The sequence below is a fragment of the Streptomyces sp. NPDC101225 genome (assembly GCF_044767585.1).
Classification (GTDB): domain Bacteria; phylum Actinomycetota; class Actinomycetes; order Streptomycetales; family Streptomycetaceae; genus Streptomyces.
This window is the reverse complement of sequence record NZ_JBIWOE010000053.1, coordinates 36342-49979: the sequence shown is the minus strand read 5'-3', so window position 1 is coordinate 49979 and position 13638 is coordinate 36342. Positions and strand designations below refer to the sequence as shown.

Sequence of the window (13638 nt, the reverse complement as noted above, 5' to 3'; positions counted from 1 at the left end):
CCGCCGGCCCGGGCGGGGGGGGGCCGTTGGCGGGGGCGGCCGGGGGTGGAGACCCCCGCGGGCCGGGCGCCCGGGGCCGGCCCGCCCCCGGGGGGCGCGGTGCCGTCCGCGGTACCGCTGCCGCACGCGCGCGTGCCCGACGGCGGCGACCCGGCCGCCACCCCCTCGCGCGGCCTGCCCGCCCCCCACGGCCCCGGCCCGGCCGGTCAGCCGCTGGTGCCGGGGCAGGGCGGGGCACCGCACATCGAGAGCAGGGACGCGGAAGCGCGCGGCGACACGCACGCCGGGCGGTACGGCGCCGTCGCATGGGACGCGGCCTCCTCCCCCGCGGCCGACGGCGAACCGTCCGGCGGGCACGGGGGCACCCCGCCGCGCGGCACGGAGGTGCCGCAGGGCCTGCGCAGGCGCGGCGGGCTGTCGGCCTGGGCACGGCGGCTGGCCGGCGGACGCGGTGAGCACCTGCCGCCCGACGGCGCGGCGTACGACGAGGAGGACGGCTCCGGCGCCGCGCCGCGGCCCGAGCCGCTCGGCGGACCCGGGCTCCCGGAGACCTGGCCCGACCCGGCGGCCCTGCTGCTGACGGCGCTCGGCCCGGGGCCACGGCTGTGGGAGCGCACCCCGGGCCACCCCGAGGCGCTCACGGTCCGGCTGGGCACGGCGGACCGTACGGCGCCGGGCGGCTCCGGGCTGCTGCCCGCGGTGCCGGTGACCGCGGACCTGCGCGAGGCCGGGTCCCTGGGCCTGGCCGGCCCGCGCGCGCGGCTGTCCGGGCTGGCCCGCGCGGTGGTGGCGCAGCTCGCCGCGCTGCACGCCCCGGAGTCCCTGGAGATCGTCCTGATCAGCGCGGACCGCGCCCGCCCCGTGGCGGAGCGGGCGGCCGAGTGGTCCTGGCTGGGCTGGCTCCCCCACCTCCGCCCCGGCCACGGCCAGGACTGCCGCCTCCTGCTCGCCTACGACCGGGAGCAGGCCACGGCCCGCACGGGCGAGCTGCTGCGGCGCCTGGACGACCAGGAGGCGGAGGTGCGGGCCGGCACCCGGCCGCCGGCCCGCACGCCCGCGGGCCCGCCCCGCGCCGCCGCCCGCAGGCCCTCCTGGGCCCGCGAGGACGACGGCCCGGAGCCGGCGGACGGCTTCACCGGTCCGCACACCGTCGTCGTCGTGGACGGCGACCCCGGAGGCGCGGCCGTGCGCGAGGCGGTGGCGCGTCTGGCGCTGGAGGGCCCGCGGGCCGGGATCCACGTCGTCTGCCTCGCCGAGACGGCGTCCGCGTCGCCCGCGTCCCCGGTGACGGAGACGTACGAGGCGGCCTGCGCGGTGGCACCGGCCTTCCGGGACTGCGGCGCGGTCGCACTGCTGAGCGGCGACGTGGCGACGGCGCTGCGGCTGATGCGGGTGGCACGGACCGCCCCCGGCGCTCCCGCCGGCCGGGCACCGGACGGGCCGGACGGCGGCTCCGCCCCCGCGGCCGACGCCGGGACGCACGCCGCCCCCATAGGCCCCGGCACCATGGCCGTCGTGGACGCCGTGTCCCTGGCCTGGGCCGAGCGGTTCGCGCGGGCGCTGGCACCGCTGAGGACGGACGGTTCCGGCACCGAGCGGCAGGCGCGGGTCTCCGTGCCGCTGCCCCAGGCGGCGCGGCTGCTGGACGAGTTGGGCCTCGCGCGGGCCACCCCGGCCTCGCTGATGGCGCGTTGGGCGGACGCGGCGGACGACACCCAGGCGCTCGGCGGACGGGCGTGGGCGGTGCTCGGCGCCGGTCCGCGCGGCCCGGTCTGCGCCGACCTCGGCGCCGACGGCCCGCATCTGCTGATCGAGGGCCCGGCGGGCAGCGGGCGTACGGAGCTGCTGCGGGCCGTGGTCGCCTCCCTGGCCGCGGCCGAGCGCCCCGACCGGCTGGGCATCGTCCTGATGGACGGCCGGGACAGCGTGGGCTCCGCGGGCACCTCCTCCGGGGCGGGCGTCCAGGGCGACGGCCTGCGGGTCTGTACGGACGTCCCGCACGTGACGACCCACCTCACCGCCAACGACCCCGTCCGGATGCGGGAGTTCGCGCAGTCCCTCAGTGCCGAGCTGAAGCGCCGGTCCGAACTGCTGGGCCGCGGCGGGTTCGCGGAGTGGCACACCGGCCGGGAGCTCTCGGGCCGGGTCGTCGCCCAGCGCGCGACCGGCACGACCGCGACGGGCGACCTCGACAGCCCGCCCAGCTCGACCCTGCGCCTGCGCCCGGGAGCCGCCCGCCGGCAGACCGAGGCGGCACCGGCGCTGCCCCGGCTCGTGGTCGTCGTGGACGACCTGGACGCCCTGGTCCGCCCCGCGCTCGGCTCGCCCGGCCGGCCCGCCGCGGGCTCCGTCGTGCGGGCGCTGGAAGCCGTGGCCCGCGAGGGCGGGCGCCTCGGCGTCCACCTGGTGGCCGCCGCCGCCCCGGGCGGCCGTACGGCGGAGACCGAACCCGCCCGGCGGGCCACCCTGCGCGTGACCCTGGAGGCCCCGGCCACCGGACCGGACCAACCGGCCCCGGGCCGCGGCCGGCTGACCTGGCCCGACGGCCGGTCCGCCCCCTTCCAGGGCGGCCGCGTCACGGGCCGCATCCCCCGCACGGCGACGCTCCGCCCGACGGTCGTCCCTCTCGACTGGCACCGCACGGGCGACCCCCCGGCCCGCCGCACCGTACGAGAACTGGGCAACGGCCCCACCGACTTGGCCCTCCTGGCCAGTGCCCTGGAACGAGCGGCCCGGGAGGTCTCGGCCACGGAGGTGCCCTCACTGCTGTGACGCTCCCGCCTCCCGGGCCGACGGTCACGCCCACACCGAACACCCGGTCACGACGCGGTCACGATCCCCCGGTTGACAACGGACGCGCACTTGCCGACCCATTCCGACGGGCGTAGACCAGATCCACGGGACAGCGCTCGACGTTCGACGAAGATCGAAGAACGGGGCAGTGATGCGCAGCACGAGCAGCAAGAACCGGACACTCAAGGCCGCCAAACCCGCCGCCGCCCTCCTCGCGGCAGCCCTCGCGCTGGCACTCACCGGCTGCGGCGGCAACGACAACAAGAGCAGCAACGGCGGCTCCACGGCGAGCGCGAGCGGCAGCGGTGGCGGCGTGACGCTGCCCAAGCTCGACGGCCAGACCCTCGAGGTCGCCGCCGTCTGGACCGGCGCCGAGCAGAAGAACTTCATGAAGGTCATGGAGGAGTTCACGAAGCGGACCGGCGCCAAGATCAACTTCGTGCCCACGGGCAACAACACCTCGACCTTCCTCGGGACCAAGATCCAGGGCGGCAAGCCGCCGGACATCGCCTTCCTGCCCCAGGTGGGTGTGCTGCACCAGTTCGCGGACAAGGGCTGGCTCAAGCCCATGGGCGCGGACGCCAAGGCCCAGCTGGACAAGAACTTCTCCAAGGGCTGGGTCGACCTGGGCGCCTGGAAGGGCAAGCAGTACGGCGTCTACGCCAAGGCCGCCAACAAGTCCCTGGTCTGGTACAACACCGCGGCCTTCCAGGCGGCGGGCATCACGAGCACGCCCAAGACCTGGCAGACCTTCCTCAGCACCGCGCAGACGCTGTCGGACGCCGGTTCCCCCGCCGTCTCCGTCGCCGGTGCGGACGGCTGGACGCTCACGGACTGGTTCGAGAACGTCTACCTCTCGCAGGCCGGGCCGGACAAGTACGACGAGCTGGCCGCGCACAAGATCAAGTGGACGGATCCGTCGGTCACGAAGGCGCTCACCACGCTCGCCCAGCTCTGGGGCAAGAACGACCTGATCGCGGGCGGCAACAAGGGTGCGCTGAACACGGAGTTCCCGAAGTCGGTCACCCAGACCTTCTCCGGTGACAACCCGGCCGCGATGGTCTTCGAGGGCGACTTCGTGACGGCCAACATCAACGCCGACACCAAGGCCGTGCTGGGCAAGGACGCCAAGGTCTTCCCGTTCCCGACCGTCGGCGGCATCGCGCCCGTGGTCAGCGGCGGCGACGTCGCCGTGGCGCTCAAGGACGGCAAGGGCGCCCAGGCGCTGCTGACCTTCCTGGCCTCCACCGACGCGGCCGCCATCTGGGCGGCGCAGGGCGGCATCCTCTCCCCCAACAAGGAGATGGACCAGAGCGCCTACAAGGACGACATCACCCGCCAGATCGCGAAGTCGCTGCTCGCGGCCGGTGACAACTTCCGGTTCGACATGTCCGACCAGGCGCCGGCCGCCTTCGGCGGTACGGCGGGCGTCGGCGAGTGGAAGGACCTGCAGGACTTCCTGCGCAACCCCAAGGACGTCGCCGGCACCCAGCAGAAGCTGGAGGCCGACGCGGCCAAGGCCTACTCGACCGGCTGACGACGCGCCATGACGTCGGTAGCGAATACGACGGGGGGCGCCGGCACACTGCCGACGCCCTCCGTCTCGCCGCGCAAGAGCGTCACGGGCACACGGCTGTGGGTGGCGGTGCTGTTCCTGCTGCCCGCGCTCGTGCTGCTCGGGGCGCTCGTGGTCTACCCGATCGTGTACTCGATCTGGCGCAGTCTCTACGACGCCGACGGCTCCGGCTTCGTGGGGCTGAAGAACTACGGCGACATCTTCTCCAACAGCTCCACGCTGACCGCCGTACGCAACACGGCGATCTGGGTCGCGGTGGCCCCGGCCGTCGTCACCGCGCTCGGTCTGATCTTCGCCGTGCTGACCGAACGGGTGCGCTGGGGAACGGCGTTCAAGCTCATCGTCTTCATGCCGATGGCGATCTCGATGCTCGCCGCCGGCATCATCTTCCGCCTGGTGTACGAGCAGGACCCCAACCTGGGCGCCGCCAACGCGGTCGTCAAGAGCATCCACGACACCTTCGTGTCGTCCTCGGTGTATCCGGGCGCCCGGCCGAACGCGACGGCGAGCGACCTCAGACCCTCCGGCGGCGGGTCGTTCACGACGACCGGCACCGTGCAGGCGGGCACGCCCGCCCTGCTCCCGCTGGTCGGCATCGCCCCGAACAAGCTGCCCGGAAACCCCGAGAACGCCAAGGCGGCGACGGGCTCGGGCGTGACCGGCACCGTCTGGCTGGACTTCAAGCTGGGCGGCGGCGGCACGAAGGGCGAGATCGACCCGGGTGAGAAGGCGCTGAAGGGCGTGAAGGTGGAGGCGGTGAAGGGCGGCACGACGGTCGCCTCCGCCACCACCGCGGCGGACGGCACCTTCAGCCTTCCCGACCAGGCCGACGGAGCCCGGCTCAGGCTCCCCGCCTCGAACTTCTCGGCTCCGTACAACGGCATCGACTGGCTCGGCCCGACGCTCGTCACGCCGGCGATCATCGGCAGTTACGTGTGGATGTGGGCGGGCTTCGCGATGGTGCTGATCGCGGCGGGCCTCGCGGGCGTGGACCGCAACCTCCTGGAGGCGGCGCGGGTCGACGGGGCCAACGAGTGGCAGGTGTTCCGCAAGATCACCGTGCCGCTGCTCGCACCGGTCCTGGCGGTCGTCCTCATCACGCTGATGATCAACGTGATGAAGATCTTCGACCTAGTCTACATCATCGCCCCGCAGCCGAGTCAGCCCGACGCCAACGTCCTGGCGCTGCAGCTGTTCCTGTCCTCCTTCGGCGGCGGCGGCAACGAGGGCGTCGGCAGCGCAATCGGCGTCATCCTGCTGCTGCTCGTACTGCCGGTGATGATCGTGAACATCCGCCGGCTGCGGAAGGAGCGCCGATGACCGCCCTCGACACGTCCGTGCACGGCAGGCGCTCCCTCGCCTCGCGGGTGGCGAGCGGTGCGGGGGGCGGGGTGATGCGGGTCTTCCTGATCCTCGTCGCCCTGTTCTGGCTGGTGCCCACCTTCGGCCTGCTGGTCTCGTCGTTCCGCGATCCGACCGACATCGCCTCCTCGGGCTGGTGGAAGGTGTTCACCGCGCCGAGCCAGCTCACCGCCAAGAGCTACAAGTCCCTGCTGGAGAACGACGCGATCACCCACGCGCTGTGGAACACGGTCTGGATCACGGTCCCGGCCACGCTGCTCGTGGTGCTCATCGGCGCGATGGCCGGATACGCCTTCGCCTGGATGGACTTCAAGGGCCGCGACTGGTGGTTCCTGGTGGTGGTCGCCCTGCTCGTCGTCCCCGTCCAGGTGGCCCTGATCCCGCTCGCCGACCTCTTCGGCAAGATCGGGATCTTCGGCGACATCATCGGTGTGGTCCTCTTCCACGTCGGCTTCGGACTGCCGTTCGCCATCTTCCTGTTGCGCAACTTCTTCGCGGAGATCCCGCGTGAACTCATGGAGGCGGCACGGCTGGACGGCGCCGGCGAGACCCGGCTGTTCTTCACCGTCGTCCTGCCGCTGGGCGCACCGGCGATCGCCTCCCTCGGCATCTTCCAGTTCCTGTGGGTGTGGAACGACATGCTGGTGGCGCTGGTGTTCTCCAGCTCCCAGTCGCAGCCGCTGACGGTCGCACTCCAGCAGCAGGTACGGCAGTTCGGCAACAACATCGACGTGCTGGCGCCCGGCGCGTTCATCTCGATGGTGGTCCCGCTGGTGGTGTTCTTCGCGTTCCAGCGGCAGTTCGTGTCCGGCGTGATGGCGGGCGCGGTGAAGTAGGCCCGACGGCGAAGCGGGCCTGACGACAACGGAACGAAGGGGTCGGGACGTCACGGTCCCGGCCCCTTCCGTTCACCGGCAATCCCCCGTATGCCGTAGGGGACGTAACCAAGTCACTCCATCGGCCGTTCCCGGGCAAGGCCCAGTCGTCCGCGCAGACCCATGGATGTGCCTTGCCCAGGTTCAGTGTCATCGTCCCCGCGTACAAGGTTCAGGCGTATCTCCACGCATGCCTGGACTCGGTGCTGTCGCAGTCGTATCCCGATCTCGAACTGATCGCGGTCGACGACTGCTCGCCGGACGGCAGCGGCGCGATCATCGACCGCTACGCGGCCCGCGATCCGCGCGTGCGCCCCCTGCACCTGCCCGCGAACCGGGGCCTCGGCGGCGCCCGCAACGCCGGTATGGAGCAGGCGAGCGGCGACTACCTGATCTTCCTGGACGGCGACGACACCCTCACCCCGCACGCCCTGCGCTCGATCGCCGACCGCCTGAAGGAGACCGGCGAACCGGACGTCCTGGTCTACGACTACGCGCGCACCTACTGGTCGGGCGAGACCGTCCGCAACGTGGTCTCGGTGCAGCTGACCGAGCAGGGCCCGGCCCCCTTCCGCCTGGAGGACCGCCCGGGCCTGCTGCACCTGCTGATGGTGGCCTGGAACAAGGCCTGCCGGCGGGAGTTCGTCGAACGCGAGGGCTTCACCTTCCCGCCGGGCTACTACGAGGACACCCCCTGGACCTTCCCGGTCCTGATGAGCGCGGAGTCCCTCACGACGCTGGACCGCGTCTGCGTGCATTACCGCCAGCGCCGCCAGGGCAACATCCTGGGCACCAGCAGCCGGCGGCACTTCGACGTGTTCGACCAGTACGACCGGGTCTTCGCGTTCCTCGACGAGCACCCCGAACTCGCCCGCTGGCGGCCGGTGCTGTTCCGCCGCATGGCCGACCACCTCGCCAAGATCTTCTCCCACCGCGAGCGTCTGCCGCGCGGCGCGCGTGCCGAGTTCCTGCGCAAGGCCCGCGCCCACCACCGCCGTTACCGCGTCCGGGGCGCACCGCTGCCGGCACCCGCACGTCTGCGGCACACCCTGGTCCGCTGGGGCCTGCACCGCACATACCGCTGCCTCCAGCACACGGCGACGCTGTACCGCAGGACCGCCAAGCTGGGCGTGGGGCTCCTGCGCACCGCGCGGGCGGCGGCCCTGCGGCTGCACTACCGCCTCCAGCTCCGCCTCCCGCTGCGCGCCGACCGCGCCGTCTTCACCGCGTCCGACGGGCGTGGCCACGGCTGCCACCCGGGCGCCCTGGAGGCGGCGTTCCGCGCGCACGCGCCGCACATCCGCACGGCGTGGATCGCCCGCCCCGAGCACCACCACACCGTCCCGGCGGCCACCGGGCGGGTCAGCCCCGGCACGGCCGCCTACTGGACGGCCCTGGCCCGTTCCAAGTACCTCGTGTCCAACGCCGAGTTCGAGCGCCGTCTGGTCAAGCGCCGCGGCCAGGTCCTCGTGCAGACGCACGGCGGCACCCCGCTCGGGCACATGGGCCTGGATCTCCAGGAACGCCCCGCGGCCGCCCGCGACATGGACTTCGCCGCGCTCCTGGACGGCGTCGACACATGGGACTACGTCCTGTCCGGCAACCTCCACTCCACGCTGACCTGGGAGCGCGTCTTCCCGGGCGGCTACACCACCCTGGAGCACGGCAGCCCCCGCAACGACGTGTTCCAGAAGGCGACGTCGGCGGACGTGGCCCGACTGCGCGCCTGTCTCGGCATCCCCGAGGACAGCGTGGCCGTGCTGTACGCGCCCTGCCGCCGCGACTACCGCCGCACCCAGCGCTCCCCGCTGGACCTGGAACGTCTCCTGCGCCGCCTGGGCCCCCGCTTCGTCGTCCTGGCGCGGACGCACGACCCCGTGCAGCAGGGCGTGCGGATCATCGACGTCACGGGCCATCCCAGGATCGAGGATCTCTGCCTCGCCTCGGACGCCCTGCTCACCGACTACGAGCCGATCATGTTCGACTACGCCGGCCTGGACCGGCCGATCGTGATCCACGCCGACGACTGGGCCGCGTACGAGGCGGCCCGGGGCACCTACTTCGACCTGCGCTCCTTCCCGCCGGGCGCGGTGGCCCGCAGCGAGGACGAGCTGATCGACATCTTCGCCACCGGCCACTGGCGCGGCTCCCGCTCCACCCAGTTGCGCACCGCCTTCCGCGAGCGCTTCTGCCCGCACGACGACGGGCGCGCGGCCGAGCGCGTCGTCCGCCGGGTCGTCCTGGGCGAGACCGACCTCCCCCCGGTGATCCCGCCGGCCGAGCGTCACCCCGTGCCGTCCGCGGCCGCGGCCCGCATCCGTTCCCCGCAGGCCACCGTGCCGCAGCCCGCCGGCCCGGCGACCGTCACCGACGTCCACTGAACGCCGTTCTCGATCAGGGGAGTTCGCATGCCCTCCAGCCCGTCGCGGCCCACACCGAGCAGACCGTCCACCTGGCGTCCCGCAGGCCGGCCGGGGCGGCTCGGCTGAGCCCACGACCGCCGAGCCCCGCAAGCACCTCGACAGAAAGAGCAGAATGCCCCGCTTCAGCATCATCGTCCCGTCGCACGGGGTGTCAGGCCGGCTGTCCCAGGCGCTGGACTCCGTCCTGACGCAGTCCTTCGGCGACTTCGAGCTGATCCCGGTCTGCGACGCGCCCGGCACGCCCGCGGCGGACGTCGCCGCCGGACACGCCGGGCGGGACTCCCGGGTCAGCCCGGTGCACGCGCCCCCGTCGGGCGGCCTGGCCGGGGCGCGCAACACCGGGCTGCGGGCGGCGACCGGCGCGTACCTGCTGTTCCTCGACGGCGACGACGTCCTCGTCCCGGGCGCGCTGGCGGCGCTGGACGCCCGCCTCACCGAGACCGGCGAGGTGGACGTCCTGTACGTCGAGCACGAGCGCGTCCCCTGGTGGGAGGGCGAGCCCGGCAACCCGGCCGCCCTGGTCCTGCCGAAGCGGCCGGCGGGCGCCTTCTCCCCCGACGAGGTGCCGGAGCTGACCGGCGTGCAGCTCCCGGCGTGGAGCGCGGCCTACCGCAGGACCTTCCTGGCCGAGCGGCAACTAGCCTTCCCCGCGGGGTACTTCACCGACGTCGGCTTCGGCGGCCTGGTCCTGCTGAGGGCCGAGAAGGCCGCCGTCCTGCACCAGGTAGTGGTCCGGCACCTGGTGCGCAGGCAGGGCAGCCGGCTCGGCCTGCCCGGTGAGCACCACCTCGAACTCCTCACCCAGACCGACCTGGTGCTGACCCGCGCCGCCGAGGAGGGCCTGTCCCCCGACCGGCTGGGCCCGCTCTTCGAGCAGCTCTTCGCGGCCGTGCTGAAGACCGCCGCCCATCCCGGGCGGCTGCCCGCCGGGCGCCGTGCCTTCTTCCGGCAGGCGAGCCGGCTCTACCGGCGCCACCGGCCCGCCGGTCACCGCCTGCCGGGCGGCAGCCTCGGCGTGCAGCACCGGCTGCTGGCGACCGGCGCGTACACCGCCTTCCGCGCCCTGCGCGGCGTCAACCGGTCGGTGGCCGGGGCGGCCGGGCGCCTGCCGCGGCCGCGCATGGTGCGCACCCGTCTGCGGTACGCGCGCGCCCTGCGCCGCCCGCTGGACGCCGGCCTCGCGGTGTACTGCGCGTACTGGGGACGCGGCTACGCCTGCAACCCGGCCGCGATCCACGCCAAGGCCCGCGAACTCGCCCCGCACCTGCGCTCGGTGTTCCTGGTCGAACCGGACCAGGCGCACACCCTGCCCGGGGACGTCGAGCACGCGGTCATCGGCAGCGCGAAGTACTGGGACGTGCTGGCCCGCGCCAAGTACCTCGTCAACAACGCCAACTTCGCGGACGCCGTCGTCAAGCGCGCGGGCAGCGTGCACCTGTCGACGCAGCACGGCACCCCGCTGAAGAAGATGGGTGTCGACCAGGCGACGTACCCGGTGGTGGCGGCCGCGACCGGCAGCTTCGGCAAGCTGCTGGCCCGCGTCGACCGCTGGGACTACAACCTCTCCTCCAACCGGCACTCCACCCAGATGTGGGAGCGGGCCTTCCCGGCCGTGCACGAGACCCTCGAGTACGGCTATCCGCGCAACGACGTCTACTACACGGCGACCGCGGACGACGTGACCCGCATCCGGCGCGAACTGGGCATCCCCGAGGGCAAGACGGCCCTTCTCTACGCGCCCACCCACCGCGACCACCACACCGGCTTCGAGACGGGCCTGGACCTGCGGGCCCTGTGCGAGGAGATCGGCGAGGACTTCGTCGTCCTGCTGCGCGCCCACTACTTCTACGACCGGGGCACCGCGAAGCACACCGGTCAGGTCATCGACGTCACCGCGCACCGCTCGTCCGAGGACGTGTGCCTGGCCGCCGACGCGCTGATCACCGACTACTCGTCAATCATGTTCGACTACGCCAACCTGGACCGGCCCGTCGTCGTCTACGCGGACGACTGGGACGTCTACCGGGAGCTGAGAGGCGTCTACTTCGACGTGCTGGAGCACCCGCCGGGAGCGGTGGCGCGCACCCCCGGCGAGCTGGCCCGCGTCTTCCGCGACGGCTCCTGGGCGGGCGCGGAGTCCGCCGCGGCCAGGGCCGCCTTCCGGGCCCGCTTCTGCGAGTTCGACGACGGCCTCGCCGCCGAGCGCGTCGTGCGGCGGGTGCTGCTGGGCGAGCCGCCCGAGTCGATCCCGCCCGTGGTCCCGCTCGCGGAGCGCGTCCCGGCCCCCGCCGCCTCCCCCCTCGTAAGGAGCTGAGCTCAGCCGTGCCCCGCTTCAGCATCATCGTCCCCGTCTTCAAGGTGCAGGGCTTTCTGCACGAGTGCATCGACTCGGTGCTCGGACAGTCGTACCCGGACTTCGAGGTGATCGCCGTCGACGACCGCTCGCCCGACGGCTGCGGCGCGATCCTCGACGCGTACGCGGCGCGCGACGAGCGGGTGCGGGTGCTGCACCTGCCCGAGAACGTCGGCCTCGGCCGGGCCCGCAACGCGGGCCTGGAGCGGGCGCGCGGCGACTACGTCCTCTTCCTCGACAGCGACGACTTCTACACCCCGGGCCTGCTGGCCGCCGTCGCCGACCGGCTCGGGAGCGCCGAGGACCCGGACATCCTGGTCTTCGACCACGTCCGCACGCACTGGTGGGGCCGGGGCGGCCCCAGCGACGCCTCCGTCCTGCTGGCCGCGGCCGGACAGGACGTCTTCAGCCTGCGCGAGAGCCCTCAGTACGCGCATCTGTTCCTGGTCGCCTGGAACAAGGCGTACCGGCGCGCCTTCTTCCAGCAGCACGCACTGCGGTACCAGCCGGGCCTGTACGAGGACGCGCCGGTCACCTACCGGTCGATGGTGCTGGCGGAGCGCATCGCGTGCCTGAACCGCATCGGTGTGGAGTACCGGCAGCGCCGGCAGGGCGCGATCACCAAGACCCCGGGGCGCCGGCACTTCGACATCTTTCCGCAGTACGAGGGCCTGTTCGCCTTCCTGGAGGAGCGCGACGACCTCGCCTGGGCCCGGCCGCCGCTCTTCGAGCGGGCCCTGGACCACATGCTGTTCGTGATCGCCCGCGAGGACCGGGTGACCGCGGCGGACCGGCCGGCCTTCCACCGTGAGATGCGCGCCTTCCACGACCGCCACCGGCCCGCGGACTTCACCCCGCCGCAGGGTCCCCGCGGCACCGAGATGCGGCTGCTGGCCTCCTCGCCCTACGCCTCCTACGCGGCCCTGCGCGCCGGGCGCGGTCTGCGCGCCCTGGCCGGCGCGGGCAAGCGCCGCACCGTGGGCAGGGCCTCGAAGGCGGCCCGGCGCGCCGCGTACGGCGTCCGCTCGAAGCTCCCGCTCGACCCGCACCTGGCGGTCTACTCGGCGACCCATCACGCGGGGGTGCACGGCGACCCGGCCGCGATCCACGCCAAGGCCCGCGAACTCGCCCCGCACATCAGGGGCGTGTGGGTGGTCCGTCAGGACGCGGTGGACGCGCTGCCGCCGGGCACCGACTACGTGACGCCGGGCTCGCGGGGCTACCACGCGGTGGCGGCCCGGGCCACGTACTGGGTGAACAACGTCAACTGGCCCGGCGCCCTGCCCAAACGCCCCGGCAGCGTCCACCTCCAGACCCACCAGGGCACGCCGCTCAAGCACATGGGCGCCGACCTGCTGGACAAGCCCGGCGCCCGGCACGGCTTCAGCGTGCCGAAGATGCTGCACCGCGCCGACCGCTGGGACCTGAGCCTGGTCGCCAACCGGCACTCCGAGCTGGTGTGGGACCGGGCGTACCCCTGCCACTTCACCTCGCTGCGCACGGGCAGCCCGCGCAACGACGTGCTGGTCGACGCCCCCGCACAGCGCGCCGCCGCCGTCCGCGAGCGGCTCTCGATCCCCGCCGGGAACACCGTCGTGCTGTACGCGCCGACCCGCCGCGAGTACCGCCGGGGCGGGCACGTCGACCGGATCGACCTGGCCCGGTTCGCGGCCGACCTCGGCGCCGGCCACACCCTCGTCGTACGGCTGCACCCCTCCCTCGCCACCGGCACGGCACGCGGCCTGGGCCTCGCCGATCTGCACGCCCGGGGCGTCCTGGTGGACGCGACCGACGAGCCGCACGTCGAGGACGTGATGCTCGCCTCCGACGTGCTGGTCACGGACTACTCGGCCCTGATGTTCGACTACGCCAACCTGGACCGGCCGATCGTGGTCCACGCCGACGACTGGGCCGCGTACGCGGCGAGCCGGGGCGCCTACTTCGACATCACCGCCGAGGCGCCGGGCCATGTGTCGCGCTCCTACCGGGAGCTGGCGTGGCTGTTCGCCTCGGGGACCTGGCAGGACGCGGAGGCGGCGGGCCTGAGGGCCGCCTTCCGCGCGCGGTTCTGCGAGTTCGACGACGGGCGGGCCGCCGAACGGGTCGTCCGCACGGTGCTGCTGGGCGAGCGGCCGGCGCCGCCGCAGCCGGCGCCGCTGCTTCCCGCGCCCGCCACCGAGCGTGCGCCCTCGCTGAACTGACGGTCCGTCACGGACGGACACGAAGGCGCGGACGCCGGGTGACCGGCGTCCGCGC

General features: G+C 73.7%; 7 protein-coding genes. All 7 read left to right on the top strand.

The genetic code is table 11. From position 1 onward, the window contains the following. Positions 1 to 2772, top strand: a 2772-nt coding sequence (locus ACIRPX_RS41010; RefSeq protein ID WP_404205093.1) for an FtsK/SpoIIIE domain-containing protein, incomplete at its 5' end; no start/stop codon positions are given. A gap of 172 nt (positions 2773 to 2944) precedes the next feature. After that, positions 2945 to 4330 carry an ABC transporter substrate-binding protein gene (locus ACIRPX_RS41005; protein ID WP_404205090.1) on the top strand — a complete coding sequence of 462 codons (1386 nt, stop codon included), beginning with the start codon at positions 2945 to 2947 and terminating at the stop codon, positions 4328 to 4330. 9 nt (positions 4331 to 4339) lie between these two features. Then, positions 4340 to 5689, top strand: a complete 1350-nt coding sequence (locus ACIRPX_RS41000; protein WP_404205088.1) for a carbohydrate ABC transporter permease — start codon at positions 4340 to 4342, stop codon at positions 5687 to 5689. Beyond that, positions 5686 to 6567 (top strand): carbohydrate ABC transporter permease, encoded by an 882-nt coding sequence (locus tag ACIRPX_RS40995; protein WP_404205086.1) that lies wholly within the window; start codon positions 5686 to 5688, stop codon positions 6565 to 6567. Before ACIRPX_RS41000 ends, ACIRPX_RS40995 begins: the two co-directional genes overlap by 4 nt. Positions 6568 to 6740: 173 nt before the next feature. Then, positions 6741 to 8987: a CDP-glycerol glycerophosphotransferase family protein gene (locus ACIRPX_RS40990; protein WP_404205083.1), complete on the top strand. Its 2247-nt coding sequence runs from the start codon at positions 6741 to 6743 to the stop codon at positions 8985 to 8987. A gap of 154 nt (positions 8988 to 9141) precedes the next feature. Further along, a complete protein-coding gene (locus ACIRPX_RS40985; protein WP_404205081.1) occupies positions 9142 to 11343 on the top strand; it encodes a CDP-glycerol glycerophosphotransferase family protein in 2202 nt (733 codons plus the stop codon). Positions 11344 to 11351: 8 nt separating this feature from the next. After that, entirely contained in the window at positions 11352 to 13583 is a 2232-nt protein-coding gene (locus tag ACIRPX_RS40980; protein WP_404205079.1) for a CDP-glycerol glycerophosphotransferase family protein, read from the top strand. The last annotated feature ends 55 nt before the right edge of the window (positions 13584 to 13638 follow it).

Bases quoted from the DNA above. Each gene is read 5' to 3' on its own strand.
- ACIRPX_RS41005 (WP_404205090.1), top strand. From the start codon at position 2,945: ATGCGCAGCACGAGCAGCAAGAACCGGACACTCAAGGCCGCCAAACCC.
- ACIRPX_RS41000 (WP_404205088.1), top strand. From the start codon at position 4,340: ATGACGTCGGTAGCGAATACGACGGGGGGCGCCGGCACACTGCCGACG.
- ACIRPX_RS40995 (WP_404205086.1), top strand. From the start codon at position 5,686: ATGACCGCCCTCGACACGTCCGTGCACGGCAGGCGCTCCCTCGCCTCG.
- ACIRPX_RS40985 (WP_404205081.1), top strand. From the start codon at position 9,142: ATGCCCCGCTTCAGCATCATCGTCCCGTCGCACGGGGTGTCAGGCCGG.